General features: G+C 62.6%; 30 protein-coding genes. 9 read left to right on the top strand and 21 right to left on the bottom strand.

The genetic code is table 11. The features are described 5' to 3' along the window. Positions 1 to 92 precede the first annotated feature (92 nt). The gene (locus tag ACXZ1M_RS01635; protein WP_459051496.1) at positions 93 to 557 is read left to right on the top strand and encodes a DUF421 domain-containing protein; all 465 of its coding nucleotides are present in this window, start codon (positions 93 to 95) and stop codon (positions 555 to 557) included. Here the strand turns inward: ACXZ1M_RS01635 and ACXZ1M_RS01630 are convergent. After that, positions 532 to 1443 carry a LysR family transcriptional regulator gene (locus tag ACXZ1M_RS01630; RefSeq protein ID WP_459051495.1) on the bottom strand — a complete coding sequence of 304 codons (912 nt, stop codon included), beginning with the start codon at positions 1441 to 1443 and terminating at the stop codon, positions 532 to 534. The genes ACXZ1M_RS01635 and ACXZ1M_RS01630 overlap by 26 nt on opposite strands. A 223-nt stretch (positions 1444 to 1666) precedes the next feature. Between ACXZ1M_RS01630 and ACXZ1M_RS01625 the strand changes: the two genes are divergently transcribed. Beyond that, positions 1667 to 2650: an Lnb N-terminal periplasmic domain-containing protein gene (locus ACXZ1M_RS01625; RefSeq protein WP_459051494.1), complete on the top strand. Its 984-nt coding sequence runs from the start codon at positions 1667 to 1669 to the stop codon at positions 2648 to 2650. 13 nt (positions 2651 to 2663) lie between these two features. On the opposite strand, the gene ACXZ1M_RS01620 is transcribed toward ACXZ1M_RS01625, so the two are convergent. The 3 genes from ACXZ1M_RS01620 to ACXZ1M_RS01610 all read right to left on the bottom strand — a co-directional run bounded on the left by ACXZ1M_RS01620 (position 2664) and on the right by ACXZ1M_RS01610 (position 3710). Continuing rightward, positions 2664 to 3026, bottom strand: a complete 363-nt coding sequence (locus ACXZ1M_RS01620) for a type II toxin-antitoxin system HicB family antitoxin (protein WP_459051493.1) — start codon at positions 3024 to 3026, stop codon at positions 2664 to 2666. Then, positions 3023 to 3277: a type II toxin-antitoxin system HicA family toxin gene (locus ACXZ1M_RS01615; protein ID WP_459051492.1), complete on the bottom strand. Its 255-nt coding sequence runs from the start codon at positions 3275 to 3277 to the stop codon at positions 3023 to 3025. The genes ACXZ1M_RS01620 and ACXZ1M_RS01615 overlap by 4 nt, the downstream gene beginning before the upstream one ends. Before the next feature lie 88 nt (positions 3278 to 3365). Then, entirely contained in the window at positions 3366 to 3710 is a 345-nt protein-coding gene (locus tag ACXZ1M_RS01610) for a flagellar basal body rod C-terminal domain-containing protein (protein ID WP_459051491.1), read from the bottom strand. A gap of 152 nt (positions 3711 to 3862) precedes the next feature. Here ACXZ1M_RS01610 and ACXZ1M_RS01605 point away from each other — a divergent pair, with 152 nt between their 5' ends. The 3 genes from ACXZ1M_RS01605 to trxC all read left to right on the top strand — a co-directional run bounded on the left by ACXZ1M_RS01605 (position 3863) and on the right by trxC (position 6838). Next, positions 3863 to 5494, top strand: a complete 1632-nt coding sequence (locus tag ACXZ1M_RS01605; RefSeq protein ID WP_459051490.1) for an OFA family MFS transporter — start codon at positions 3863 to 3865, stop codon at positions 5492 to 5494. Between the two features lie 170 nt (positions 5495 to 5664). Continuing rightward, positions 5665 to 6267, top strand: a complete 603-nt coding sequence (locus tag ACXZ1M_RS01600) for a phasin family protein (protein ID WP_459051489.1) — start codon at positions 5665 to 5667, stop codon at positions 6265 to 6267. Between the two features lie 112 nt (positions 6268 to 6379). Beyond that, positions 6380 to 6838 carry a thioredoxin TrxC gene (gene trxC, locus ACXZ1M_RS01595; protein WP_459053956.1) on the top strand — a complete coding sequence of 153 codons (459 nt, stop codon included), beginning with the start codon at positions 6380 to 6382 and terminating at the stop codon, positions 6836 to 6838. Here the strand turns inward: trxC and ACXZ1M_RS01590 are convergent, their stop codons facing one another. From ACXZ1M_RS01590 to dctP, 10 genes are read right to left on the bottom strand one after another with little or no spacing between them, the layout of a single operon-like run. Further along, positions 6839 to 7753 (bottom strand): acyltransferase domain-containing protein, encoded by a 915-nt coding sequence (locus ACXZ1M_RS01590; protein WP_459051488.1) that lies wholly within the window; start codon positions 7751 to 7753, stop codon positions 6839 to 6841. Beyond that, positions 7750 to 8796, bottom strand: a complete 1047-nt coding sequence (locus tag ACXZ1M_RS01585) for a triphosphoribosyl-dephospho-CoA synthase (RefSeq protein WP_459053955.1) — start codon at positions 8794 to 8796, stop codon at positions 7750 to 7752. Before ACXZ1M_RS01585 ends, ACXZ1M_RS01590 begins: the two co-directional genes overlap by 4 nt. Further along, positions 8796 to 9479, bottom strand: coding sequence for a malonate decarboxylase holo-[acyl-carrier-protein] synthase (mdcG, locus tag ACXZ1M_RS01580; RefSeq protein WP_459051487.1), 684 nt, complete (start codon positions 9477 to 9479; stop codon positions 8796 to 8798). The genes ACXZ1M_RS01585 and mdcG overlap by 1 nt, the downstream gene beginning before the upstream one ends. Beyond that, complete coding sequence (gene mdcE / locus ACXZ1M_RS01575) at positions 9463 to 10179, bottom strand: biotin-independent malonate decarboxylase subunit gamma (protein WP_459051486.1); 717 nt, start codon at positions 10177 to 10179, stop codon at positions 9463 to 9465. Before mdcE ends, mdcG begins: the two co-directional genes overlap by 17 nt. Before the next feature lies 1 nt (position 10180). Beyond that, positions 10181 to 11083: a biotin-independent malonate decarboxylase subunit beta gene (locus ACXZ1M_RS01570; RefSeq protein WP_459051485.1), complete on the bottom strand. Its 903-nt coding sequence runs from the start codon at positions 11081 to 11083 to the stop codon at positions 10181 to 10183. Then, the gene (gene mdcC / locus ACXZ1M_RS01565) at positions 11083 to 11394 is read right to left on the bottom strand and encodes a malonate decarboxylase acyl carrier protein (RefSeq protein ID WP_459051484.1); all 312 of its coding nucleotides are present in this window, start codon (positions 11392 to 11394) and stop codon (positions 11083 to 11085) included. The genes ACXZ1M_RS01570 and mdcC overlap by 1 nt, the downstream gene beginning before the upstream one ends. Positions 11395 to 11406: 12 nt before the next feature. After that, complete coding sequence (mdcA, locus tag ACXZ1M_RS01560; protein ID WP_459051483.1) at positions 11407 to 13059, bottom strand: malonate decarboxylase subunit alpha; 1653 nt, start codon at positions 13057 to 13059, stop codon at positions 11407 to 11409. Position 13060: 1 nt separating this feature from the next. Beyond that, positions 13061 to 14410, bottom strand: coding sequence for a TRAP transporter large permease (locus ACXZ1M_RS01555; protein ID WP_459051482.1), 1350 nt, complete (start codon positions 14408 to 14410; stop codon positions 13061 to 13063). Continuing rightward, positions 14407 to 14964, bottom strand: a complete 558-nt coding sequence (locus ACXZ1M_RS01550; protein ID WP_459051481.1) for a TRAP transporter small permease — start codon at positions 14962 to 14964, stop codon at positions 14407 to 14409. The genes ACXZ1M_RS01555 and ACXZ1M_RS01550 overlap by 4 nt, the downstream gene beginning before the upstream one ends. Then, positions 14961 to 15983 (bottom strand): TRAP transporter substrate-binding protein DctP, encoded by a 1023-nt coding sequence (gene dctP, locus ACXZ1M_RS01545; RefSeq protein ID WP_459051480.1) that lies wholly within the window; start codon positions 15981 to 15983, stop codon positions 14961 to 14963. The genes ACXZ1M_RS01550 and dctP overlap by 4 nt, the downstream gene beginning before the upstream one ends. A 120-nt stretch (positions 15984 to 16103) precedes the next feature. Here dctP and ACXZ1M_RS01540 point away from each other — a divergent pair, with 120 nt between their 5' ends. Further along, positions 16104 to 16766: a GntR family transcriptional regulator gene (locus ACXZ1M_RS01540; protein ID WP_459051479.1), complete on the top strand. Its 663-nt coding sequence runs from the start codon at positions 16104 to 16106 to the stop codon at positions 16764 to 16766. 5 nt (positions 16767 to 16771) lie between these two features. On the opposite strand, the gene ACXZ1M_RS01535 is transcribed toward ACXZ1M_RS01540, so the two are convergent. Continuing rightward, complete coding sequence (locus tag ACXZ1M_RS01535) at positions 16772 to 17230, bottom strand: RrF2 family transcriptional regulator (protein WP_459051478.1); 459 nt, start codon at positions 17228 to 17230, stop codon at positions 16772 to 16774. Positions 17231 to 17342: 112 nt separating this feature from the next. Here ACXZ1M_RS01535 and ACXZ1M_RS01530 point away from each other — a divergent pair, with 112 nt between their 5' ends. Next, positions 17343 to 17594, top strand: a complete 252-nt coding sequence (locus ACXZ1M_RS01530; protein WP_459051477.1) for a hypothetical protein — start codon at positions 17343 to 17345, stop codon at positions 17592 to 17594. On the opposite strand, the gene ACXZ1M_RS01525 is transcribed toward ACXZ1M_RS01530, so the two are convergent. Beyond that, a complete protein-coding gene (locus ACXZ1M_RS01525) occupies positions 17595 to 18779 on the bottom strand; it encodes a multidrug effflux MFS transporter (RefSeq protein ID WP_459051476.1) in 1185 nt (394 codons plus the stop codon). A gap of 150 nt (positions 18780 to 18929) precedes the next feature. Here ACXZ1M_RS01525 and epsC point away from each other — a divergent pair, with 150 nt between their 5' ends. Beyond that, positions 18930 to 19853: a serine O-acetyltransferase EpsC gene (gene epsC, locus ACXZ1M_RS01520; protein ID WP_459051475.1), complete on the top strand. Its 924-nt coding sequence runs from the start codon at positions 18930 to 18932 to the stop codon at positions 19851 to 19853. Here epsC and ACXZ1M_RS01515 read toward each other — a convergent pair. Continuing rightward, positions 19850 to 20518 carry a hypothetical protein gene (locus tag ACXZ1M_RS01515; protein WP_459051474.1) on the bottom strand — a complete coding sequence of 223 codons (669 nt, stop codon included), beginning with the start codon at positions 20516 to 20518 and terminating at the stop codon, positions 19850 to 19852. The two genes, epsC and ACXZ1M_RS01515, sit on opposite strands and share 4 nt — an antisense overlap. 93 nt (positions 20519 to 20611) lie before the next feature. On the opposite strand from ACXZ1M_RS01515, the gene ACXZ1M_RS01510 reads away from it, so the two are divergent. Next, positions 20612 to 20842 (top strand): hypothetical protein, encoded by a 231-nt coding sequence (locus ACXZ1M_RS01510; RefSeq protein WP_459051473.1) that lies wholly within the window; start codon positions 20612 to 20614, stop codon positions 20840 to 20842. Positions 20843 to 20856: 14 nt separating this feature from the next. On the opposite strand, the gene ACXZ1M_RS01505 is transcribed toward ACXZ1M_RS01510, so the two are convergent. From ACXZ1M_RS01505 to ACXZ1M_RS01490, 4 genes are read right to left on the bottom strand one after another with little or no spacing between them, the layout of a single operon-like run. Continuing rightward, positions 20857 to 21669, bottom strand: coding sequence for a MetQ/NlpA family ABC transporter substrate-binding protein (locus ACXZ1M_RS01505; RefSeq protein WP_459051472.1), 813 nt, complete (start codon positions 21667 to 21669; stop codon positions 20857 to 20859). 10 nt (positions 21670 to 21679) lie between these two features. Beyond that, a complete protein-coding gene (locus ACXZ1M_RS01500) occupies positions 21680 to 22372 on the bottom strand; it encodes a methionine ABC transporter permease (RefSeq protein ID WP_459051471.1) in 693 nt (230 codons plus the stop codon). Next, positions 22365 to 23198, bottom strand: coding sequence for a methionine ABC transporter ATP-binding protein (locus ACXZ1M_RS01495; RefSeq protein ID WP_459051470.1), 834 nt, complete (start codon positions 23196 to 23198; stop codon positions 22365 to 22367). The genes ACXZ1M_RS01500 and ACXZ1M_RS01495 overlap by 8 nt, the downstream gene beginning before the upstream one ends. Further along, positions 23198 to 24385 (bottom strand): acyl-CoA dehydrogenase family protein, encoded by a 1188-nt coding sequence (locus ACXZ1M_RS01490; protein WP_459051469.1) that lies wholly within the window; start codon positions 24383 to 24385, stop codon positions 23198 to 23200. Before ACXZ1M_RS01490 ends, ACXZ1M_RS01495 begins: the two co-directional genes overlap by 1 nt. Positions 24386 to 24513 lie beyond the last annotated feature (128 nt).

Raw genomic sequence — 24513 nt, 5'->3', positions numbered from 1 at the left:
CGTTGAGGTGGGGAAGTGACGTAGCGTTAGTGCGCGTACATTCGCTCCCTGCTTCGTGGTAGTACGGTGGAGGCTCGTCTCAAGGAGCCTCCATGTTTGATTTAAGCTTACCGTGGTGGGAATTCATCCTGTGCGGCGTAATTGTCTACTGCGTGTTGCTGGTACTGGTGCGCGTGTCCGGCAAGCGCACGGTCGGCCAGTTCACGCCATTCGATCTGCTGGTGGTAATGCTATTGAGCGAAGCCGTCTCCAACTCCTTGTCCGGCGGCGACGACTCGGTGGCCGGTGGCCTGCTTATCGCGTGTACTCTCATCGCGCTCAATATGGCGCTGGCCTGGCTGTCATCGCACAGCCGCAAGCTGGCCAAGATCATCGATGGCGAAAGCGTTCTGCTCGGCCGTAACGACCGCATCTACTACGACATGCTGAAAAAATGTCGCGTCGCCGAGAGCGATGTGCAGCAAGCGCTGCGCGAAGCAGACGTCGAACTCCCCGATGCGCGCTGCATCTTCCTTGAAGCCGATGGCAAGATTACGGTGCTGGAAAAGAAAGACTAGCTAGCTTTTCAACCAGCGCATCGGCAAATGCGGCCACTAGCGGATCGGCTTCGCGGCGGGTGGCCAGGCCTACGGTGGTTTGCAGCTGGCCCTGGGCTAGCGGGATGAAGCGCAAGCCGGCTGGCGCGGTCAGGCGCATGCACTCGGGCACGATGGCGATGCCCAGACCCGCTTCGATCAGGTTCAGTTGCGACGACTTGCGCGACAGGGCGCGCGCCGGCTTGGGAAAGAAGCCCTGTTCCAGGCACAGATTGGCCACCAGATAGCTTAGGCCGCCACGGTCTTTGTGCGGTATCGAGATGAAGGCTTGCTCGCTCAGGTCGGCCAGTTCAAGATTGTCGCGCGTCGCCAGCGGCGAGTGTTGCGGCACTGCGACCATCAGGCGCTCGCTGCCGATCTCTCGCACGTGGATGTGCGGATGGCTGCGCAGCGTGGGCAAGCGCAGCAGGCCGATATCGGCGCGGCCTTCCTCGATTTCCAGCGTCTGGTTTTCCGATGGCAGCATGGAGACATCCAGCGTTACGCCGGGATGCTCTTCCAGCGTCTGCGCCAATGCGTTGCTGATGCGCGGCGTGAGGATCACCGAACTTGAGTGCTGCAGGCGGATCAGGCCTTGGGCGCCTTTGCCCACGTGGCGCGCTTGCAGCAGCGTGTCATCGATGTCTTCCAGGATGCGTTTGCCGCGTTCGAAAAACAGTTGACCGGCGGGCGTCAGCTCGAACTGGCGGGCGTCGCGCACCAGCAGCGGCGTTTGCAGTTCGTCTTCCAGTTCTTTGATTTGCCGGCTCAGGGCCGACTGCGCCACGTACAATTTTTCGGCCGCGCGGGAATAGCTGCCGGCTTCCACGATCTCTATGAAATATTTGAACTGTTTAAGAGAAATCACCGTTATGCCGTTTCGAGATAGATAGCCGCCGTATTTGATATTGGATTCAAATCGGCCGCGCCGTTAAAGTGAAGCGTCTCTTCTTCATTTACGGAACCTGCCATGTTGGAACTGATCGGCGTCATCGGCGTGGTGTTTAGTATTGCAGTAAAAACGATCTTCGTCCAGATCGCCAGAAACAGCGGAGTCGACGAACGGGAGGATTAGGCGTCATAATCAAGGCATGACCAGACGCTACCTTGTGTTCGCCGCCATGCTGCTTGGCTCTCTCTTACTGTCCGTATTGGCTGCATGGGGTGCCGGAGCGCTATGGTTCCAGCTGCCTGCCGCCGATCTCGCGCGCAAGCTGGTCGTCGGCGTCTGGATCGCCGGCAGCGTTGTGACGCTGGTGTACTTCTGGCGCGGCGCCTACCGTCCGCTGGGCGTGTGGCTGGTGCTGTGGATCGCGATGGTGGCGTGGTGGGCCACGATTCAGCCCAGCCACCAGCGCATCTGGGCCGACGACGTATCGCGCATGGTGACCGGCAAGGTGGAGGGCAGTGTAGTTACGCTGGACCAGGTGCGCAACTTCGACTGGCGCAGCGACACCGACTACACCGCGCGCTGGGAATCGCGCCAGTACAACCTCGACCAACTGCGCTCGGTGGACGTGGCGCTGTCTTATTGGATGGGGCCGGCCATCGCTCACACGCTGTTGTCCTTCGGCTTCAGCGACGGCCGCTACCTGACCTTTTCCATTGAAATCCGCAAGGAGCGCGGCGAGAGCTTCGACGCGCTGGCCGGCTTCTTCAAGCGCTACGAGACGGTGTTGATTGCGGCCGACGAGCGCGACATCCTGCGCGTGCGCACCAATGCGCGCGGCGAGGACATGTGGCTGTACCGTCTGCGCATGCCGCCGGCGACCATGCGCTCGCTGTTCATGGCGTATCTGGACGAGGGTCAACAGCTCAAGCGCAAGCCGCGCTTCTACAACACCCTGACCGGCAACTGCACCACCATCGTCTACCAGATGGCGCGTCGCATCACGTCCGGGCTGCCGCTGGATTGGCGGCTGCTGGCGTCGGGATATCTGGATCGCTACCTGTACGACATCGGTGCGCTGGCCGGGCAGGGCGATTTTGAGACCTTGCGGCAAAAAGCCCACATCACAGCCAAGGCCCGCGCGGCGGATCAGGCGGTTGATTACTCAAACCGCATTCGCGACTAGCTAGAACCGTGCTTTAAGCGGCAAGCGCAGAGGAGTTATCCCCGTTAGCCAATGAAATTTCCAGTATCTCGGCAGCCCATTGGTTCAAGCTTTTCCCCTGGGCTGCAGCAGCAAGCGCAGCAGCTTCATGAATTGCCGGGTCAATACGAAGAACAAATTTGCCTGAAAAATTTTTGAGTGGCTCAATACCTTTTTCTGCGCATGCTTTTAAAAATACAGCTAAGGAAATAGCTCCTTCGCGCTGTAGACCGGCTACATCGGAAGCGTAGAAGTCAGCGCCGCCATTGAGTCCGATGAAGTCTCCTCTGAAAAGTTCAATTTCAGGATCAAAAACAATAACTGCCTGATGGCCGTTGATTTTCATCACGTTGTTCATGGTCTCACTCCGTTTTCTTCAAGCCATTTTCTGATGGATGCCACCGCACCCTTGTCGATGTCTGGGGAAGGGTGGGGACGGTGCATTACCTTCACCTGCTCAAAAAGGAAGACTTTGATTCGTGCGCCCTCAGCTTCAGTAATCTCTGTGCCAAGGGCCTCGAATAGTGCCAATACGTCAAGCCACTTAACGCCGGCCGGAGTTGGACGGGAGAAAATGAGCTGTAGGGTTTTTGCGTGCCGGGCTTCCATATATTGTAGTACTAATTTCTAGTACTGCACGAAAGTGTGGAGAGTGATTGATTTTATAACCAATCAATGCACGGGCTGAGATGTTCGATTAGGCCTTGATGTCGATCAGCGTGCCGAGATTCTGGTCGGCGGCTTGGATGACTTCGGCGGACAGGTCGAATTGCGCTTTGTAGACCAGCGAGTTGGTGGTTTCCGTGGCCAGGTTGGTGGCGCTGGGCGCGTCCGTTTGCAGCAGTTGCTGGCCGTGCATGGAGATGGAGACGCCGCTGCCGGCCGGTGCGCTTTCCTGGAATAAGGCCTGCGTCGGTTGGAAACCTTGCGTGCCGATGTTGGCGATCGCGTGCGCGCTGTTGCCCAACGCGCGTTCGGCGGCGTTGAGACCAGTAACTCCAGAGCTAAGCGCGGCAATCGCCATGATATTTCCCTTCGGCAAGAAGACTCCAGTGTACACCGGCTTCCGCAGGATTGCACGGATCTGACTAAATTATAGGCAGATCCTGTTGCTACCTTGTCGCATAGCAATTGCACTTGTGCTATTCTCTCGCCCGATATTGTTCATAAGAAACACTCATTGGGGAAAAATGCATGGCTTTGTTGGACTTTTTAGAGAAGGAACGCACCGTCGCCGGTGCCGGCTTCAATCGTTGGCTGGTGCCGCCTGCGGCGCTGGCGATTCATTTGTGCATCGGCATGGCTTATGGCTTCTCGGTGTTCTGGTTGCCGCTTTCGCGCGCCATCGGCATCAAGGAAGCGCTGGCTTGCCCGGTTGATATGGGCCTGCTGGAACGCATTCTGTCGTCCAGCTGCGACTGGCAGATTTCCATGCTGGGCTGGATGTACACCATGTTCTTCGTGTTCCTGGGCCTGTCGGCCTGGCTGTTCGGCGGCTGGCTGGAACATGCCGGTCCGCGCAAGGCGGGCGTGGTGTCGGCCGTGTGCTGGTGCGGCGGCCTGGTGATCTCGGCGCTGGGCGTCTATCACCACCAGATCTGGCTGATGTGGCTCGGTTCGGGCGTGATCGGCGGTATCGGCCTGGGCCTCGGCTACATCTCGCCGGTCTCGACCCTGATCAAATGGTTCCCGGATCGTCGCGGCATGGCGACCGGCATGGCCATCATGGGCTTCGGCGGCGGCGCCATGATCGGCGCGCCTCTGGCCGACAAACTGATGAAGTTCTTCGCCACGCCTGACGCGGTCGGCGTGTGGCAAACCTTCCTGGTGATGGCGGCGATCTATTTCGTCTTCATGATGGCCGGCGCCTTGTCCTACCGCGTGCCGCCTACCGGCTGGAAACCGGCTGGCTGGACGCCGCCGGCCAGCAACGCCAACGCCATGATCACTACCCGCCACGTGCACGCCAGCAAAGTCTGGGGCATTCCGCAGTTCTGGTTGGTGTGGTGGGTGCTGTGCCTGAACGTGACGGCCGGCATCGGCATCCTCGGCATGGCTTCGCCGCTGCTGCAGGAAATCTTCGGCGGCCAGTTGCTGGGCGTCGCTGCCACTTTCAATGAGCTGACCATCGCGCAGAAGGGCCAGATCGCTGCGATTGCCGCCGGCTTCACCGGCTTGCTGTCGCTGTTCAATATCGGCGGCCGCTTCGTGTGGGCGTCGTGCTCGGATTTCCTGGGCCGCAAGGTTACCTACGGCATCTTCTTCGTGCTGGGCTTCGCCCTGTACGCGTCGATTCCTTCGATGGCGCACGGCGGCCACCTGGCGCTGTTCGTCGGCTTCTTCTGCATCATCCTGTCGATGTACGGCGGCGGCTTTGCCACCGTGCCGGCTTACCTGGCCGACCTGTTCGGCACCCAGATGGTGGGCGCCATCCACGGCCGCCTGCTGACGGCATGGGCGGCGGCCGGCGTGTTCGGCCCGATCCTGGTCAACTACGTGCGCGAATACCAGATCGCCAACGGCGTGCCGAAAGCGCAGGCCTACGACATCACCATGTACGTGCTGGCGGGCTTGCTGGTGATCGGCCTGATCTGCAACCTGCTGGTCCGTCCGGTGGCCGACAAGCACTTCATGAGCGACGCCGAACTGGCGGCCGAGAAGAAGCTGGCGCATGAGCGCGACGCTGCGGCGTCGAGCGGCACGGCGGTGGCCTCGAATGGCGTGACCAGTCCGGTGGTCGTGGCCTTCGGCTGGCTGGCTGTCGGCATCCCGCTGGCGATCGGCATTGCCATCACGGTGCAGAAGGCGGCAGTCCTATTTAAGTAGGAAAAATCGGGTATGGGCGCTCGTTTGATCTAGATCAAACGAGGCCGAAATGGTTAACGTAGCCTTGACGTTCGCGCTGCAGTCGCAGCGTGGACCATCCCAGGCTCTCAACTATAGAGGTAACTATGTACCCTTTTTCCCAAACGCCCACCCCCGCAGCAAAAAACCACATGGAAGCCCAATTGTCGTTCTTCAACGACATGTCGAAATCGCTTTTCCGTACCGTTCAGCAGTTTAGTGATTTGAACATCCAACTGGCGCAAACCATGCTGGAAGAAACCACCCAGGCGGGCCAGCAAGTCATCACGGCCCACCGTCCGACCGAAGTGCTGGCGGTTGCTGCGGACCGCGCGCAGTCGGGCGCTGACAAGCTGCGTTCGTATCAGCAGCATCTGTCCCGCATTGCCGCCGGTACGCAAGTTGACCTGTCCAAAGTGGCGGAAGAACACGTGCAGGAAACCAGCCGCACCGCCAGGGAGTTGGCCGATGAAGTAGCGCGCGTTACTTCCGAGGAAACGGAAAAAACGCTGCGCAGCCATCAGGAGGCAGTGGACCGCTTCACCGATCCATTCGCCTTCCGCAACGACGGTGCGCAACGTGCGTCGCGCGGCAATGAAGGCCGGGGCAGCCAGACCTTGCAGAGCGGCCAGAACGGCACGGAAGGCCGGGAAGCCGGCCAGATGCAGGGCGGCCAGGCCACCTCGGCACAAACCGCCGCTGCGCAAAGCGCCGGCCAGGCCGGCAAGCAGACCGGCGCGCGCAAAGAAACCTGATTATTTGTATCAGCGGTAGTTCATCGATTGGCCGTGTACGCGAAATGCCGCGTGCGCGGCATTTTTTTCGTCCATCGATTATCATGCTCAGCTTGATGTTCTGGAGGTCATGATGAGCAATACCGCGTCCGCGCAGCCCGAGTCGCTGCATATCGTTTGTCCGCATTGCGATGCCGTGAATCGCGTACCGTCCGCCAGACTGGCGGCGCAGCCGGTGTGCGGCAAATGTCAGAAAGAATTGTTTACCGGTGCGCCCGTGGATTTGACCAGCGCGCGCTTCCTCAAGCACATTGAGCGCAGCGATATTCCGGTGCTGGTGGATTTCTGGGCGCCGTGGTGCGGCCCGTGCCGCACGATGGCGCCGTTCTATGCGCAGGCCGCGCAGCGCCTGGAGCCGCAGTTCCGGGTGGTGAAGGTCGATACCGAGCAGGCGCAGGACCTGGCGGCGCGCTATGCGATCCGCAGCATTCCTACACTGGCCCTGTTCAAGGGCGGCCGCGAAATCGCGCGCCAGCCGGGCGCGATGGATGCGCAAAACATTATGGCGTGGGCGACGCAGAATAATCGCTGATCAATCTTCGGCGGCGCGCTCCAGCCAGCGGCGTATGCCGTCCAGCGTGCGGAAATCGGCCACCGAGCGGGTGTTGATGTGCGGCTGACGGTTTTGCAGCATGCGCGCGAGGGCATTGCCGGGGCCGAGTTCGAGCGCCACGGTGATGCCTGCTTCGGCGGCGGCATCCATGCAGGCCAGCCAGCGGATCTTTTGCGCCAACTGCTGCGAGAGCGTCTCTATGGCGCGGACTTTGTCGGTGACCGGGTTGGCGTCTATGCCGGCCAGCACAGGCGCTTGCGCGGAGTGGAAGTTTGTAGCGCGCAGCGCTGCGGCGAAGGGCGCGACGGCGTCTTGCATGTAGATGGTGTGGGATGCCACTGCCACCGGCAGGCGTTTGCTGCGCGCGCCGGTTGCTTCCACTGCCTGCTGCAGTTGCGAGGCACGCGTGGCTGGGCCGCCGGCGATGCAGCTGTCTTCCCCAGTTTCGATGCTGATTTTGTAGCCGTGGCTGGCGGCCAGCGTGCTGGCGCTGCTCAGCGGCAGTCCAGTGATGGTCAGCAGCGCCTGGCTTGGCGCCGAGCGCTGGCAGTCGTCCATCAACTGCGCGCGCCGGGTCGCCAGTGCCATGGCTGTTTCGGGTTGGATGGCGCCGGCCACGCTGTGCGCCGACAGTTCGCCGATGCTGTAGCCGGCCACCAGCGCCGGCGGCGGAGCGAAGTCGCGGATGGCTTGCCACATGCCCAGGGTTGCGGTCACGATCAGTGGCTGGGCGGTGCGGTTGGCGTAGATATCGGCGCCTTCGGCGTCCGGTTGGACGGCGAGCAGGGTGTCGATGAGCGTTGCGGCGGCGGGATCGGAGCGCGCCAGCGTGAACATGTCGGGATGTTGGTCGCCCTGGCCGGGGCAGAGCAGCAGCAGACGTGAGCGGCTCATTTATTCTCCAGCGCCGCGATGGATTGCACCAGGCAGCAGGCGGCCAGAAGGTCGGCTGCGCCGCCCGGTGAGAGGCGGTGCTGCACGAAGACGTGATGACTGGCGACGGCCGTGGCGTGCCAGTTGCGGTTGGCGGTGCCGCCTTGGGCGAGGAAACGCTCGGCGTGGTCGCGCACGATCTGCGCGCCTTGCGGGCCGGCGCGGTGGTAGACGTTGCTATCGCTGATGTGCGCCATCAGCGTGTAGAGCGTGTCGACGCGTTCTTCGGTGACTGTGGCGCCGCGCGCGCGGGCGGTCAGCAGGGCAGGGATGCCGACTTCAAATACGGATGGCAGGCCAAGCGCGCCTTCTTCCCGCGCGCCACTGACGGCATAGCGCGCGGCTACGCGCAAGCCGTTGCTCAGGGCGTCGCGCTTTGTCGTCTTGCCGGAGTGGCGGGATGCTTTGGCAGCGGCACTTGCAACGGGACCGGAACCGGCTGTCGCTGCCGCGACGGCAGTAGGCGCGGTCGCGGGCATCGGCGGGGGCATAGGCGCGGCGGCGACGGCGGCATGGCCGGCGAGTTCTTCGCCCCAGCGGATCAGCATCGCGGCGCGCAGGGCGGCAGGCGTCATCGGCGTGCCTTGCGCGCGCGCGCGGCCGGCGGTGGCGCACAGCATGCCCAGGCTGAAGATGGCTCCGCGATGGGTATTGACGCCGCGCGTGGCTTTCAGCATGGCCGCTTCGGCGGCGATCCCGAGCTGTTTGAGCTGCGCAAACGACGCGTCATTCCATCCTGCCAGGCAGATTTTCCTGAAGTAGTGACGCAGCGCGAACATGCTGCGCATGAAAGTGCCGGCGTCCATGTCGTCATGGCTGCCATTGTCCACCGGCGACACCAGGCCCGGTTTCGGGTACAGGCACAACTCCGCGTGCAGGCTACGCACCGCCAGTCGCGCCACTTCGCACGCGAATGTTTTTTTCTCCGCGTGGCGGCCGGCAAGCGCGCCTGCCACCGTCGATATGCCGGGTGTGCGTGATGTGGCATGGCTTGCGGCGCGCATCACAGCATCTCCAGCATCGGTTGCGGCGCCAAGGTGGCCAGCAGCGACGCGGTGTCGGCCAAGCGTACGGTGTGCATTTCTTTCACCAGGACTTTGGCTGGATGCGTCATCGCCGTGCGCCACTCCTTCCACGACACGGCACCGCCGTCCGGGAAAACGATCTCGCCATCCAGCGGCAGGTGCTGCGCGTGCCGCGCCAGCAGCGCCACACCATGATCCAGTTGTTGGCGGCAGGTCGGCTGGAACAACAGGTCCACGTCCGAAGTTGGTGAGACATACGTCAACCCGGTCAGCGCTTGCATTGCCAGCGATCCAAATACGCGGAAATCCAACGCCTCCGCCTCGTCGCACAACGCCGACAGGCGCTCGCGCCAAGGACCGGCCGCGCGCAGCGACGAGCGCAGTACGACCGCGCGGCTGACTTTTTCCACATCGTCCAACCGCGCGCTCAGCGCGATGCGTACCTTGCTGCCGTCGGCATCCGGCGGCAGCGGCAGGCCGAGACAGACCACGTCGGCGTCCGCGTTTGCATCCATGCGCCGGACCACGACAGGCCAATCCTGCGCAGCCCATTGCAGCAGCGCCGCCTCGTGCTGCGGCTGCGCCGCCACGGCAGCGCGCCAGCCGGCTTGATTCAGCCAGACCAGCATGTGCCGCTCGAAGTCTTTAGGCGCGTTGAACATGGCTGCCCGAGACCACCGCATCGATCACCGGTTGCGCCAACCGGCGCCCGCCGCGTTGCAAGCCCAGCGCGCTGCGTTGATCGCCGTCGGTTTGCTGCGCCAGCGCCGCGCGCAAGTGCGCCGCCAGATCGCCGTTCCAGATCGACTCCAGACCGCCCATGCGCAGATAGTTCTCCGGACCGGGTGCGAACACCGGATTGCTCTGCGCCAGTTCCGTCAACAGTTCTTCCGGTACTTTGGTGATGCGCGCCATGGCGGGCAAACCCATCACGCGGATAGTCGCTTCGGGCAGCGCGTGGCAGGCGTCGGCCATCAATCCGCTGGTGATGAAACCACCCGACAGCGCCTGGTCGTACACCAGGCCGATAATCTTGTGGCCCTTGCGCCGGGCCAGATCCACGCATTTGCCCAAGTGGGCCATATAGCTATTGATGCCCAACATTTCGTCGCGCCGCCGCAGGCGCTGGCCTTGGGTATCGATCAGCATCAGGATCGGCATGCCTGGATAGTCGCGCACCGTGCGCAGGATGGCCTGCGCCTGGGCCAGCGCAATCTCCACACCTATCGGCGTGTGATTGGTGGTGCCGATCACCGCTATCGGCTGGCCATCGACTTGCGCGCTGCCGCACAGGAATGCGTTCTCCTCGACGATCGCGCACCCTTCGGGGAACAGCGTGTCCGCCAGTTTTTTCCAGTCCATCTCACACTCCCTGGCGGCGCGTTGCCGACGCCGCGATAAAACTGTCCACATCCAGCATCGGAATATTTTCCGCATCCGGCATCTGCATCGCATGCCAGATGTCGACCGGGTCGTCCAGCTTGCCGAAGTTATCAAGGCGCGTTGCCAGCATTTGCTGTTCCGCTTCTAGTGCCTCCAGTGTCAGGCCGGTCGCAGCGCCGGCCAGCTCCGCAACTGCTTCCTGGGCCGCCGTGCGGAAGGCCGCTATATTGTCCGCCACGATCCGCTGGCAATCGCCCATCAGGTAGCGGTGCTTACCGCCGGACGTGCGCCACACCAGCGCGCGGTCGCGCGAATCGAATTCCTCGACGCCGTTGGCCGTTTCGATCACTTCCGGGCCGGACATCGCCAGCCGGCCTTCCTCCGACATCACGACCACGTTGGCGCAGCGGGTGACGATGCCCATGCCGCCGAAGGCGCCGTTGGCGCCGCCGACCAGCGCTATCACGGCCACGCCGGCGTCGCGCGCATCGAGCAGGGCACGCATCACTTCCGGCACCGCGATCAAGCCGGCATTGGCTTCGTGCAGGCGTACGCCGCCGGACTCCACCAGTAGCACCACGGCCGCCACCTTGTCCACGACCGCCTTGCGCAGCAGGCCGACCAGTTTGGCGCCGTGCACTTCGCCGACCGCACCGCCCATGAAGGCGCCTTCCTGCGCCGCCACGTACACCGGCACGCCGCCCAGCAGCGCACGGCCGATGGCCACGCCGTCGTCGAACGCCACCGGTGCGTTCAGCTGCGCCAGGTGCGGGCTGATGACGCGCGCCGAGGGTGGGATGAATTCTTCAAAGCTGCGGGCATCGAAAAGCTGTTGCAGCCGTTCGCGCGCGGTCGCTTCCTGGTAGCTGATGGCGCGGTTCATCAAGCGTCTCCCAGCATGGTTTGTACGGCCTGGTCGAGGCGCAGGCTGACGACGGCGGGCGTAGCGCCCATGTCGTTGATGGAGATGCGGGTGTCGGCCAGCAGCCAGCGCGCGTGAAAGTCGCGCATGACGGCTTCCCAGATGCGGCCGAAGCCGACGGCGGCGGTGCTGATCTCGATGGTGCAGGCGCCGTCCAGCGCCGCCGGTTCGATCAGCACTTCCAGATTGCCCGAGCCGACCACGCCCACCACTTCCGGTGCGGCGTTCAGCCGGCGCGTGCCTTGTTCAAATCGATAATTCAATGTTTCCATGTTCCGACTCCTTTACCAGTTGCGGAAACGCTTGGGCGGATTGTACAAACCGCCCGATGCGCGCACCAGGTCTTTCATGTTGCGGGCCGCTAGCAGGTCGCGCGTGGCGAGCCGCTTGTCGATGCCCAGATCCTCGGCGCGGGTGATGATGCCACGGTCGCGCAGGTTTTCCACCATGCGCTGGTCGCGGCCCAGGCCCACCGGCGTGTAACCGGCCACGCCGCGTATGGCCTGCTCGCGCTCTTCATCGGTGCGGCACAGCAGCAGGTTGGCGATGCCTTCCTCGGTCAGGATGTGGGTCACATCGTCGCCGTAGATCATCACCGGAGGAATCGCCATCTTGGCCTGTTCCATCAACTCCCACGCATCCAGCCTTTCAACGAAGGCCGGCTGCATGTGCTCACGGAAGGTTTCCACCATCTGCACCACCAGCTTCTGGCCGCGCGGGATGGTGTTGCGGCCGGCGCGCGCCTGCTCGCCAGCCTTCAGCCACGCCGGGCTGGCGTGGCGCCGTCCGCGCGCATCGGCGCCCATGTTGGACGCGCCGCCGAAGCCGGAAATACGGCCCGCCGTCGCCGTCGATGAATTGCCCTGCAAGTCGATCTGCAAGGTGGAGCCGATGAACATGTCGCAGGCGTAGTGACCTGCCGCCTGGCACATGGCGCGGTTGCTGCGCATGCTGCCGTCCGGACCGACCGCAAACACGTCCGGCCGCGCATGGATGTAGTCCTCCATGCCCAGTTCCGATCCAAACGAATGTATCGAACTGACGAAGCCCGCCTCGATCGCCGGAATCAGCGCCGGGTGCGGATTGAGCGCCCAGTGTTTGCCGATCTTGCCGCGCAAGCCCAGCGACTCGGCGTAGGTCGGCAGCAGCAGCTCGATGGCCGCCGTGTCGAAGCCGATGCCGTGGTTCAGGCGCTGCACTTCGTACTCGGCGTAGATGCCCTTGATGGCCATCATCGCCATCAGCACCTGGATCTCGGAGATCTGCGCCGGATCGCGCGTGAACAAAGGTTCGATGTAGTAGGGCCGTGGCGACTGCACCACGAAGTCCACCCAGTCTCCCGGCACGTCCACGCGCGGCACCTTGTCCACCAGTTTGTTCACCTGGACGATGACGATGCCCTGCTTGAAGGCCGTCGCCTCCACGATGGCCGGCGTATCCTCGGTATTCGGCCCGGTGTACAGGTTGCCGTGGCGGTCCGCCGATTCCGCCGCGATCAGACACACGCGCGGCGGCAGGTCGATGAAGTAGCGGCTGAACAGCTCCAGGTAGGTGTGGATAGCGCCGATATTCAGCTTGCCGGCCGACGCCAGCCGCGCCACCCGTGCCGCCTGCGGGCCGGAGAAGGAAAAATCCAGCCGCGAGGCGACGCCTCGCTCGAACACGTCCAGATGCTCGGGCAGCGCCAGCACCGACTGCAGCATGTGCAGGTTGTTGACGCGTTCCGGATTCAGGTTAGCCAGCGCATGGCCGAGAAAATCGGCCTGCTTCTGATTGTTCCCTTCGAGGCAGACGCGGTCACCGCATTCGATGACCGAATGCAGCAAGTCCGCGATGTTCGCCGCCGGCACGCTCTTGCCGTCCAGCGTATTGCCCAGCGCCGTGCGCGCGCGCTGCAATCGCCCATCGCGATTTTGCTGCAAGGTGTTCCAGGACATTTTATTTTGCTCCCATAATCATGTCAGGCAGGCCGGTTGCAATGGACGGGAAGACGCACAGCAGCACGACGGCCACCACCATCAGCAACAGGAAGGGGAACACGCCCCAGATCACATCCTTGAGCGGAATGTCCGGTGCGATGTTCTTGATGACGAATATATTCAGCCCCACCGGCGGATGGATCAGCCCCATCTCCATCACCACCGTCATGACGATGCCGAACCAGATCAGATCGAAACCGGCTTCGCGCAGCGGCGGCAGGATGATCGGCGCCGTCATCAGGATAATCGATACCGGCGGCAGGAAGAAGCCGAACACGATCACCATCAGCAGGATCACCGCCAGCAGGACCCACTTCGACAGGTGCAGGCTGACCACCCAGGCCGCCGCCGACTGGCTGATGTGCAGGTAGCTCATCACATAGGAATACAGCAGCGACATGCCGATGATCAGCAATAGCATGGTCGATTCGCGGATCGACGAGCCGAGTATCGGCGACAGGTCTTTCGGCTTCCACACGCCGTAGATCACGGCCAGCAGCGCCATCGCCAGCAGCGCGCCCAGGCCCGCCGTTTCGGACGGGGTGGCGAAGCCGCCATACAGTGCGACCATGACACCGATCAGCAGCACGATGAAGGGCAGCACGCGCGGCAGCATCTCGACCTTCTCCTTGAGGGTGAAGTGCTCGTCCTCCAGATAGGCGGACTTCTCGCCTCCCTTCTGGTAGATCTCTAGCGCCATGCGGTATTCCTTGCGGGCGCGGTAGACGGCATAGCCGGCGAACAGCACCACCAGCAGGATGCCGGGGCCGATCCCGGCCAGGAACAAACGGCCCAGCGACTGCTCGGCAGCCACCGCGTACAGGATCATGGTGATGGACGGCGGTAGCAGAATCCCCAGCGTGCCGCCGGCGGCGATGATGCCGGCCGCGAATCCAGGCGAGTAGCCGCGCTTGCGCATCTCCGGAATGCCGGCCGAGCCGATGGCCGAGCAGGTGGCGGGCGAGGAGCCGGCCATGGCGGCGAACAGCGCGCAGGCGAACACGTTGGCGATACCCAGGCCGCCTGGCACCTTGTGCATCCAGGTGTGGATGGCCGAATACAGGTCTTTACCGGCCGGCGATTTGCCAATGGCCGCTCCCTTCAAAATAAACAGGGGAATCGACAGCAGCGTGATCGACGCCATCTCTTCGTAGACGTTCTGGGTGATGGTGTCCAGCGACGACGACGGCATGAAGAAGTACATAAAGCCGGTGGCCACGACGCCCAGCGCGAATGCGATCGGCATCCCGGAGAACATCACCACCAGCGTGACGGCGCCGTACAGAGCGCCCAAGGTCAGTTCACTCATGCTGCATGCTCCGGTTTGTTGGTGATGCGCGTCAGCGTTTGCAGCAGCAGTTGCAGCGTCAGCAGGGTCATGCCGGCGGCCATCATGGAGTAGGGTATCCACAGCGGCGGCGCAAACGTCGAGGAAGTGGTCTGGCCGTCGACCCACGCTTCGTGGAACAGCAGCCACGATTTCCAGGTGAAGAAGCCGACGAACAGCGTCGACACCAGGTCGACCACAAACAGGCGGATCGCATTCACGCGGCGCGGCAGCAGGCCGGCAATGGCTTCAATGCCGATATGGCCGCGATGGTGCTGGACGTAGGCGGTGCAGAAGAAGGTGACGCCGACCAGCATGAACACCGACGCTTCGTCCTGCCAGTCGGTGGGCGCATGGAAGAAATAGCGCGACACCACCGAGTAGGTCAGCACCAGCGCCGTCAACACCAGCGCGATCATGGACAAGGCCATGAGGCCGCGATTGACCTTGTCGAGGCCCGCCTGCAGCGCCGCGATGACGGCGTTGTCCGGCGGCGCCGGGCCGCGCGGCGGCGTCAGTTCAACGCCGTGGCTCACAGCGTCTTCTCCGCCAGTTTCAGCAGGTTGGCGCAGCTGGCGTTTTTCTCGGCATAGTCCTTCCACGCCGTGGCCCTGGCGATGGTCTGCCATTTTTGCAGCGCGCCCGGATTCATGTCCACCACCTTGGCGCCGGCTTTCTGATACACGGTGGCGACCTGCTGGTCGTCTTCCTTGGACGATTTGAGCGCGAAGGCTTCCAGTTCCGCGCCGACGTTCATCAAAATCTGCTGCTGGTCCTTCGGCAGTTTGTCGAAGATGGCGCGCGACATCATCAGCGGCTCCAGCATGAACCAGTAGGAACCAGCGCGCGCGGTGGTCAGTGCCTTCGATACTTCTTCAAGACGGAACGAGATCAGCGAAGTAGAGGAGGTCAGGGCGGCTTCCATGGCGCCGGTCTGCATGGCGGCGTAGATTTCGTTCGATGGCAGCGTCACCACGGCGGCGCCGGCGGCTTTCAGCATCAGGTCCATTTCGCGCGAACCGCCGCGGATCTTCATGCCCTTGGCGTCGTCCGGATCGACCACCGGCTTGCCGCGCGAGGCCATGCCGCCGCCTTGCCAGATCCAGCTGAGCATCACGATGCCCTTGTCGTACAGGATGCGCGCCAGTTCCTTGCCCACTTCCGCGTTCTTCCAGCCGTAGGCCTGGTCGTAGGAGGTGACCAGGCCGGGCATCAGGCCGATGTTCACTTCCGGGACTTCGCCGCCGGCGTAGGATAGCGGCACCAGCGACAGGTCCAGCGCGCCCTTGCGCATGGCGGAGAACTGGGCGTTGGTCTTCATCAGCGACGAGCCGGGGTAAATCGCGAACTTCAGTGCGCCCTTGGAGCGCTTCTCCACTTCAGCGGCGAACATGCGCGTCAGGCGATCGCGGAAATCGCCTTCAGTCAGCGTGCCGCCGGGGAACTGGTGGGAGATCTTGAGCGCTGTCTGCGCCCAGGCGGGTTGCAACAACAACGGGGTAGCGGCCAGGGCACCGAGAGTAGCCAGAGCAGATCTGCGGGTGTAAGCGGTCATACGTCCTCCAAGGGTTGATGTCAGGAAATATTATCTAATTCGCATTCAATATGCAATAATCTTTTTTGTGTATACAAGAATAGCGGTTGCGAATACATTGTCAAGCGATATAATGCGTACATGACCACGCATTCCGCCACCCTCCGGGAACAAATCGAAGAAATGATCGCTGTCGGCGAGCTCAAGCCCGGCCAGCATCTGGACGAGACCGAACTGGCCACGCGCTTTGGCGTCTCGCGCACACCGATCCGCGAGACCTTGATTCAGTTGTCGTCGATGGGACTGGTGGTGATTCGCCCACGGCGCGGCGCCATCGTGGCCGAGCTGGGGCCGCAGCAACTGGTGGAAATGTTTGAAGTGATGTCGGAACTGGAATCGACCTGCGGCCGCCTGGCGGCGCGGCGCATGACGCCGGAAGAGCAGCAGGCCTTGCTGGCAGCGCATCAGGCTTGCCAGGATGCGCTGGAGGCGCAGGAGCCGGATGAGTATTACTACAAGAACGAAGTGTTCCACGAGGCCATCTACGCCGGCAGCCACAATCAATTCCTGATCGAGCAAACGCGGGCGCTATATCGCCGTCTGCGTCCTTATCGCCGCCTGCAACTGCGGGTGCGCAACCGCCTGGCGACTTCCTACCATGAGCATGACGGCGTAGTAAAAGCCATCATCGACGGCGACGGCGAACTGGCCGCGCAACTCCTGCGCGAACACGTGATGATCCAGGGGCAGCGCTTCTCGGACCTGATGGCATCGCTGCCGCAGTTGCGGCAGGACGCAGCCTAGCACCTCTAGCGGCTGGCCGCGTTGCGCATGATGCGCACTGGTTTGGTTTGGGATGCGACCGGATCGGCCGGCAGCATGTCTGCCAGCGTTTGCTGATCCAGCACGGCCAGGAAGGCGCGCGTGGCGTCGTTCAGGGTGTGCTTCAGCTTGCAGTCGTGGGTCAGCGGGCAGGTGTCGGAGGCGCGGTCGAAGCATTCGGCCATGAAGAAATCGGTCTCCGTTGCGCGTACTAGTGCGCCGATATTGATGTCTTTTGGTTCCTTGGCCAGCCGCAGGCCGCCATTGCGGCCGCGCACCGTCTCCACCAGGCCGGACAGGCCCAGCTGGTACACCACCTTCATCAGGTGATTTTTTGATATCACATGCAAATCGGCGATGTCCTGGATGGTAACCAGTCGATCCCGATTGGCTGCCAGGTAGAGCAGCGTGCGCAGCGAGTAATCGGTAAATGAGGTGAGGCGCATTCGTTGAATGAGGCGGAGAGCGGTTTAATCCATCATTTTACATGCTAGTGGGTTATCTTGCGTACCGACGCTCCGGCCGCATTGGCGCAAGCTGGCGTAAAGAGGAGGTGGTATGGATAACGAAGATGAGCGTCGCCAATTTATCAGCGAATTGTGGCAGCGGTTCGAGCAGTTGCAGGCTTGGGCCGTGGAGAACTGGCCGGACAAGGAGAACCCGCTGTCGAGCGCGGACTTCGTCGAGTCGCGCAAGGAGATACTGGGCCTGCGCAATCCGGCGCAGACGCCAGCCGGGCAGTCCGTGGACCGCGAACCCGAGCAGGGCGGGGCGCAGTATGTCGACCTGAATCCCGCGCCCTGGCCTTGATCAGTCGTGCACCACCGGCTTGCCGGTCTGCGCCAGCAGCCAGGCGATCACGCTCAGGATCAGGCTAGCCAGCACGCCCCACGCCAGGTTCAGCGCGCTGTCGAACAACAGCGGCGCCACCAGTCCGGACACCAGCGCGAACAGCAGCATCTGGATGAAGGACTGCATCGACGCCGCCAGTCCGCTATTGTTCGGGAAGTATTCCAGCGCGATCAGCGACAGCGGCGTCATCGCCAGCGCCAGGCCGAAGGAGTAGATAAACAACGGCATCACAGCCCAAGGCACGGCCGCCACGAAGAACAGGTTGTAGCCGACGTTGATGATGCCGGCGCCGATCATCACCGCAAAGCCGAGCCACACCTGCGCCTTGCGCGAGAACTTGAGCGCGAACTTGCCGGACAGCGCGGAGCCGATCACCATGCCGCTGATCAGAGGCACGAACATCCAGGCGAAGGCTGTTTCCGGCAGGTGCAGGATGTTCATCACAAAGTAGGCGGCCGAGCCGATATACAGCGCCACGCCCGCAAAGCACATGCCGACAGCCACCGACAGCAGCAGGAAGTGGTGATGGCTCAGCACCATCCAGTAATTCTTCGCGATCACGCCCAGATGGAAGGGATGGCGGTCCTTGACGGCCAGGCTTTCCGGCAGCGCGCGGTACACGGCCACCAGCATCAGCACGCCGAAGGCGCTCAGGAACCAGAAGATCGAGCGCCAGCCGAAGCTCACCTGCAGCCAACCGCCCAGCACCGGTGCGATCGCGGGCGCCAGGCCGAACACCATCATGATGTGCGACAGGATTTTCTGCGCAGCCGCGCCGGAGAAACGGTCCTGCACGATGGCGCGGCCCACTACCGAACCGGCGCCCGCCGCCAAACCCTGCACGATGCGGCAAGCCAGCAGCACGCCGATCGACGGCGCCATGGCCGCCACTACCGATGCTACGATGTACAGCACCAGCGAGACGATAATCACCGGACGGCGGCCGAAGGAATCGGACAGGGTGCCGTAGAACAGCATCATGAAGGCGAAGCAGAACAGGAACATCGACAACGTCTGCTGCACCAGCAGCGGGCTGGCGTCGAAGGCTTGCGTGATGGCCGGGAAGGACGGCAGATAGGTGTCGATGGCCAGTGGACCGACCATGGAAAGGCCCGCCAGCAGCAGCGTCAGCAAAATATTCATGAATAGCGTATTGTTCGTTGGACCCGGCATTTTACGCGATATGCGCTTACCGCATAAGAATGGCTGAAATCCTTCGTTGGCCTGTATTGCGTCACTGGTTATGCTGCAAAGTGGGCGACTACGCCCCTGTTTTTCGAATTCGAGACAATAATGACTATAGATATCTTTGACGGCACCTCCGTCAAGCCCTCGCACTGGAACCTGGGCAGCGTGATCAAACAGCTGCGCGTATCGCGCGAAGCCACGCACAACATCCGCCACCATGGCCGCGTGCGCGAGCTGCCGTCGCGCGAGGCGCTCACCACCATCGTCAACGGCCTGCAGGCGGTACTGTTCCCGACGCACTACGGCCGTCCCAACCTGACCGACGAGAGCATCGACTTCTTCGTCGGCGACACGCTCAACACCACCTTGAACCGTCTGGCCGAGCAGGTGCGGCGCGGCTTGCAGTTCTCGTCGGAAGAAGCGATCCCCGACGAAGAAGCGCTCACGCAGCAGGCGCACGACATCACGCGCCGCTTCGCGGCCAGCTTGCCGGAGGTGCGCGCCTTGCTGGTGTCGGACGTGCAGGCGGCGTTTTCGGGCGATCCGGCGGCGACCTCGGTGGCCGAGATCATGCTGTGCTATCCGGGCACCATCGCGATTTTGTACTACCGGCTGGCGCACAGCCTGCACCGTCTCGGCTCGCCGTTCCTGGCGCGGCTGATTTCGGACATCGCCCACTCGCTGACCGGGATCGACATCCACCCGGCGGCGCAGATCGGCGGCAGCTTCTTCATCGATCACGGCACCGGCGTGGTGATCGGCGAAACGGCCATCATCGGCCAGCGCGTGCGGCTGTACCAGCACGTCACGCTGGGCGCCAAGCGCTTCCCGGCGGACGAGCAGGGCGCCTTGATCAAAGGCGTGCCGCGCCATCCTATCGTGGAAGACGACGTGGTGATCTACGCTGGCGCCACGGTGCTGGGCCGCATCACCATCGGCGCCGGTTCCACCATCGGCGGCAACGTGTGGCTGACGCAAAGCGTGCCGCCGGCCAGCAATGTCTCGCAAGCGCAGATGCGTAACGACTAAACTTGCAAGCCCAGTTGATCCAGCTGGGCGTTCAATTCAGGGGATGGCGCGTGCAGCAGAATGCCGTAGGGCTCCTGCGAAGTCGGTTTCTTATACAGCAGCGTGAAGCCGTCACCGGGCAGACACGTGCCCTGAAGCCTGCGTTTCCAGATCAACTGCTCCTGCTCGCCGATGATGCGCGAGTACGCCACCTCATCGCCAAAGAACTGGTACTCAGCCTCGAACGGCAGGTTCTTCCTCGCTGCCTTGAGGGTGCGGTTGGCGGTTTTCAGCGCCAGATACTCAAATAGCCGCTCGCGGCATTTTTCCACCCATGCGGTGAACTTCGGCAGACCAAGGCACAGCACCAGCATTACCGCAAAAAATGCCGCAAACAGCAGCTCCAGAGGATAGCCGTGAAATGGCAGGCCGCCTACGCCCGTCATCGCGATGGATACGGTCAAGCCGCCGATACAAAGCCACTTCGCGATGGCCAGATGCCGGGGCGTGGACGTCGGCAGATGCCTCAGCATGCGCGCCACACGTGCCCGGTGTTGGACGGTCAATCGTTCAACGCTCATCGCCCGAACGCCGGCATAGATGCGCGCCATCTCGGCGGCATCGATGGTCGAGCGCACGCGCAATAGCGGTTCGGCGTCTGGAAGTGGAGTTGGTTTTTTAGCCATACTCAACGTAGTTTAATTCGACCGCCGGAACGTGTCGCCCGATTGGCGCCGCATGTGATAACTTTCGGGCGTTAATTTTCTTAAAGCCTGAATATGCAAATTGCGACTATGTTGAGCTTGGCCGGTTCGGTAACTTGCGTTGGAGTGTTCGTCGCCCAGAAAAAGTGGATCCTGGCCACAGCCTTTTTCTGCTCCATCGCCTACACGATTTTAGAAAAAGTCATCCACGTCGCTGCAATCCCCAGCTTGGTGATCCAGGCGCTGCCGCTTCTGTTTCTCGCGCTGGTGGTTTACGAATTCCTACACAAGCTGGTCATGAAATAACGCCGTCGGCCGCATCACTTTTCGAGTGCGAGCTGGTAGTCGGTCTTGGCGTAATCGGCGAAGTGCTTGTTGGTCACGGCGAGGAATTCGCGCGACCGGTAGGCTGCGGCGATGTCCTTGGCGAATTGTTTGTCCTTGTCGGCCGTGCGCACCGCGACCAGGTTGGCGTAGGAAGGCGAGATCTTCTCGGTGATCAGCGCATCCTTCAGCTTCAGGCCCGAGGCCAGCGCGTAGTTACCGTTGACGAAGGAATAGTCGACGTCCTGCAGGGAACGCGGCAACTGCGCGGCTTCCAGCGGCAGCAGCTTGATTTTCTTGATGTTGACGGCGACGTCTTTTTCCGATGCCTTGATTGGATCGGTTTTCTCGCGCAGCTTGATCCAGCCCAGTTGGTCCAGCAGCACCAGCGCGCGCGCCTGGTTGGTCGGGTCGTTCGGCAGGGCGACGGTGGTGCCTTCCTTTACGTCGTTCAGCGTCTTGTGTTTTTTGCTGTAGATGGCGATGGGTGCGGTCGGGATCTTGATCAGTTCCGACAGCGGCAGCTTGTGGTCGGCCGAGAACTTGGTCAGGTAGATGATGTGCTGGAAGATGTTGGCGTCCAACGAACCTTCAGCCAGCGCGTAGTTGGGCTGGATGTAGTCGTTGAATTCCACCAGCTTGACCTTGTAGCCTTGCTTTTCCAGGATAGGCTTGATGCCCAGCTTGACCTGGTCGGCGTATGGACCGGCGCTGGTGCCGATCACGACTTCCTTTGGATCTTTGGCGTGGGCGGAGAGGCTGACTGCGGCGGCGATTGCGGCCAGCAGCAGGGTGCGGCGAGTGTTCATGTTGGTTCCTTTAGCGTTTGTCTATGCGTTTGGCGATGCGGTTGCCGGTGAATTGGATCGCCTGCACCATGAAGATCAGGATGGCGACGGTGGCGACCATGATGTCGGTTTCGAAGCGGTAGTAGCCGTAGCGGATGGCGAGGTCGCCAATGCCGCCGCCGCCCACCACGCCGGCCACGGCGGAGTAGGACAGGAAGCTGATCGACAGCACCGTGAGCGCCAGCACCAGGCCGGAACGCGCTTCCACCAGCAGCACGCGCAGGATGATTTGCAGTTCCGATGCGCCCATGGCGTGGGCGGCTTCAATCACGCCGCGCGGCACTTCGCGCAGGTTCTGTTCGACCAGCCGCGCGAAGTAGGGGATGGCGGCGAACGACAGCGGCACGGCGGCGGCCAGCGGGCCGATGGAGGTGCCGGCGATGATGCGCGTGAACGGCACCAGCGCCACCAGCAGGATGATGAACGGGAAGGAGCGTACCGTGTTCACCAGCCAGCCCAGAACCAGTGCGGCAGGGCGGTTTTGCAGCGATTGGCCGTCGGCCACCAGGAATAGCAGGATGCCGAGTGGGCCGCCGACCATGATGGCGGCCGACAGGCCGATGGCGAGCATGGTCAGCGTTTGGCCCAGAGCTTCCCACATTTCCGGCAGCATGGCGTAGATGGCGCTGGCCGAAACGGCCAGTGAGGAGATGAGTTCAGACATGCAGTGTCTCCTGATTGGTTGCGGCAGCCGGCGGACGTGCGGGATTCGCGCGGTGTGGCGCGGCGACGGGGGAGCGGCTGGCGACTGCGGCGGCCAGTTCGCGGCCCAGCGCGGTCTGGCGCGGTGCGGCCAGGCTGGCCGTGTCGTCCAGCGCGAACTGTTCGGCGATCACGCTGTTCTCGATGACCGCCACGCGGTTGCAGATCTCGCCGATCACGTCCAGCTCATGGCTGACGATCACAATGGTGACGCCCAGCCGCTGGTTGATGTCCTTCAGCGTCGCCAGCAGCGCGCGCGTGGTTTCCGCATCCAGCGCGGACGTCGGCTCATCGCACAGCATCACCGCCGGCCCGCTGGCCAGCGCGCGGGCGATGGCGACACGCTGTTTCTGGCCGCCCGACAGCTGCGCAGGATAGCTGTCGCTCTTGTCGCTCAGCTCCACCAGCGCCAGGCATTCCGCCACGCGCGCTGCGATCTGCTGCTTGGTTTGGCCGCCGTGAATGCGCAGCGGGAAGGCCACGTTCTCGAACACCGTGGCGTTCTGCAGCAGATTAAACTGCTGGAAGATCATGCCGATGTTGGCGCGCGCGTCGCGCAGGTCGCGCTTCGACAGCGACGTCAGCTCGCGGCCATCGACCATAATTGCACCTGCATCCGGACGTTCCAGCAGGTTGATCAGGCGCAGCAGCGTGGACTTGCCGGCGCCGCTCTTGCCGATCAGGCCAAAGATGTCGCCGTGGCCGACGTCCAGCGATACATCGCGCACCGCATGAAAGTCGCCGAACGATTTGCTTGCATGTTCAATGCGAATCAGGGGAGTAGTCATTACGAGTAAGCGCTAGGTTCAGGCAGCGTGCCGTCGAGCGCATAGCGTCCGAGGTCGCGGATTTTGTAGTCGACCGGATCGTGCAGGCTGTGCACCCGCACATTGCGCCAATAGCGGTCGAAGCCGAATTTGGCGGACGTCGAACGGGCGCCTGTCAATTCGAAGATCTCGCTGCTGACGTCCACTCCGGCGGCATGCGCCAGCACCTTGGCCTCGGCCACGGACACCGCCAGTTCGCCGCGCTGCTGCGCGGTGACCGCCGCGCCAAGACGGAACAGCCGCTCCAGCTCCTGCGCCGCATGATCGGCCAGCACCGACGCAGGCCGCAGCTTGAGCCACAGTTTGCCGAAGCGATGCTGCACCAGCGGATCGGCGCCGGCCGCCGCCACGCCGGAGGCGAACCACGGACGCGCTTCCTGCGCGATGTACGAGCGCGCCGCTTCAAACGCGCCTTCGCCGATGCCTAGGTAGAGATTCACCAGAATCAGCTGCGCCACCTGCGAACGCAAGGTCGCCTGCGCCGTCGGCTTGATGCCCGGCGCCTGCAGCACCTGCGTGGACGGCAGCGACACCTGATTGAAATGCACATTGCCGCTGTCGGTCTGCTTCTGGCCGAAGGCGTCCCAGTCGGCCTGCACGGACACACCCAACTGGCGTGTCGGCACCACGCCGATCAGCGCGGACTGGGTCTCTTCGTGCCAGGCTGAGATGGTCAGCCAGTCCGAGCCCACCGAGCCGGAGGAAAAACTCTTCACGCCGTCGATCTGGAAGCCGTAATCGGCTTCGGTGGCGGAGGTGCGCTTGTCCAGCGGATTGAGCGCATTGCCCCAGAAAAGATTCTGCTCCACGGTCTGCGTCAGGAAGCGGCGCTGCTGCTGCGCCGTGCCATATAGCTGTATGCCCGCCAGTTGCAGGTGATGGAAGCCGAAGATGTGCGCCAGCGCGCTGTCGGCGCGGGCCAGGATGCGGATCACCTGATAGACGGTGGGCCAGTCCGCGCCCTGGCCACCGTAGGCGGTGGGGATGGACAGGGTAAGCAGGCCGGATTCGCGGATCCACTCGCGCTCCTGGGCGGCGTGGCCGCCGGCCTGGTCGCGGGCATTGGCGGTGCTGGCAAGGCGCAGCGCCAGTTCGGTTGCGATCTGGAGCGGATCATGGGGCTGCGTTTTTAGCAGTGCATTAGACATGGTATGTCCACTAGATAGAGGAGTCGGTGCCGCCAGTATGCAGATGCTTGCTAGCGCGGCAAACGAAGAAATCCGGGTTTTGATATGTAAAAAAATCATGCTTTAGTTTTCGCATATCAAAACGTAAA

This window comes from Duganella paludis (assembly GCF_054461335.1).
The sequence above is the reverse complement of the archived record's forward strand: the minus strand, read 5'-3'. Positions and strand labels throughout refer to the sequence as shown.

Bases quoted from the DNA above. Each gene is read 5' to 3' on its own strand.
- ACXZ1M_RS01635 (WP_459051496.1), top strand. From the start codon at position 93: ATGTTTGATTTAAGCTTACCGTGGTGGGAATTCATCCTGTGCGGCGTA.
- ACXZ1M_RS01625 (WP_459051494.1), top strand. From the start codon at position 1,667: ATGACCAGACGCTACCTTGTGTTCGCCGCCATGCTGCTTGGCTCTCTC.
- ACXZ1M_RS01620 (WP_459051493.1), bottom strand. From the start codon at position 3,026: ATGAACAACGTGATGAAAATCAACGGCCATCAGGCAGTTATTGTTTTT.
- ACXZ1M_RS01615 (WP_459051492.1), bottom strand. From the start codon at position 3,277: ATGGAAGCCCGGCACGCAAAAACCCTACAGCTCATTTTCTCCCGTCCA.
- ACXZ1M_RS01605 (WP_459051490.1), top strand. From the start codon at position 3,863: ATGGCTTTGTTGGACTTTTTAGAGAAGGAACGCACCGTCGCCGGTGCC.
- ACXZ1M_RS01600 (WP_459051489.1), top strand. From the start codon at position 5,665: ATGGAAGCCCAATTGTCGTTCTTCAACGACATGTCGAAATCGCTTTTC.
- trxC (WP_459053956.1), top strand. From the start codon at position 6,380: ATGAGCAATACCGCGTCCGCGCAGCCCGAGTCGCTGCATATCGTTTGT.
- ACXZ1M_RS01590 (WP_459051488.1), bottom strand. From the start codon at position 7,753: ATGAGCCGCTCACGTCTGCTGCTGCTCTGCCCCGGCCAGGGCGACCAA.
- ACXZ1M_RS01585 (WP_459053955.1), bottom strand. From the start codon at position 8,796: ATGCGCGCCGCAAGCCATGCCACATCACGCACACCCGGCATATCGACG.
- mdcG (WP_459051487.1), bottom strand. From the start codon at position 9,479: ATGTTCAACGCGCCTAAAGACTTCGAGCGGCACATGCTGGTCTGGCTG.
- mdcE (WP_459051486.1), bottom strand. From the start codon at position 10,179: ATGGACTGGAAAAAACTGGCGGACACGCTGTTCCCCGAAGGGTGCGCG.
- ACXZ1M_RS01570 (WP_459051485.1), bottom strand. From the start codon at position 11,083: ATGAACCGCGCCATCAGCTACCAGGAAGCGACCGCGCGCGAACGGCTG.
- mdcC (WP_459051484.1), bottom strand. From the start codon at position 11,394: ATGGAAACATTGAATTATCGATTTGAACAAGGCACGCGCCGGCTGAAC.
- mdcA (WP_459051483.1), bottom strand. From the start codon at position 13,059: ATGTCCTGGAACACCTTGCAGCAAAATCGCGATGGGCGATTGCAGCGC.
- ACXZ1M_RS01555 (WP_459051482.1), bottom strand. From the start codon at position 14,410: ATGAGTGAACTGACCTTGGGCGCTCTGTACGGCGCCGTCACGCTGGTG.
- dctP (WP_459051480.1), bottom strand. From the start codon at position 15,983: ATGACCGCTTACACCCGCAGATCTGCTCTGGCTACTCTCGGTGCCCTG.
- ACXZ1M_RS01540 (WP_459051479.1), top strand. From the start codon at position 16,104: ATGACCACGCATTCCGCCACCCTCCGGGAACAAATCGAAGAAATGATC.
- ACXZ1M_RS01535 (WP_459051478.1), bottom strand. From the start codon at position 17,230: ATGCGCCTCACCTCATTTACCGATTACTCGCTGCGCACGCTGCTCTAC.
- ACXZ1M_RS01530 (WP_459051477.1), top strand. From the start codon at position 17,343: ATGGATAACGAAGATGAGCGTCGCCAATTTATCAGCGAATTGTGGCAG.
- ACXZ1M_RS01525 (WP_459051476.1), bottom strand. From the start codon at position 18,779: ATGAATATTTTGCTGACGCTGCTGCTGGCGGGCCTTTCCATGGTCGGT.
- epsC (WP_459051475.1), top strand. From the start codon at position 18,930: ATGACTATAGATATCTTTGACGGCACCTCCGTCAAGCCCTCGCACTGG.
- ACXZ1M_RS01515 (WP_459051474.1), bottom strand. From the start codon at position 20,518: ATGGCTAAAAAACCAACTCCACTTCCAGACGCCGAACCGCTATTGCGC.
- ACXZ1M_RS01510 (WP_459051473.1), top strand. From the start codon at position 20,612: ATGCAAATTGCGACTATGTTGAGCTTGGCCGGTTCGGTAACTTGCGTT.
- ACXZ1M_RS01505 (WP_459051472.1), bottom strand. From the start codon at position 21,669: ATGAACACTCGCCGCACCCTGCTGCTGGCCGCAATCGCCGCCGCAGTC.
- ACXZ1M_RS01500 (WP_459051471.1), bottom strand. From the start codon at position 22,372: ATGTCTGAACTCATCTCCTCACTGGCCGTTTCGGCCAGCGCCATCTAC.
- ACXZ1M_RS01495 (WP_459051470.1), bottom strand. From the start codon at position 23,198: ATGACTACTCCCCTGATTCGCATTGAACATGCAAGCAAATCGTTCGGC.
- ACXZ1M_RS01490 (WP_459051469.1), bottom strand. From the start codon at position 24,385: ATGTCTAATGCACTGCTAAAAACGCAGCCCCATGATCCGCTCCAGATC.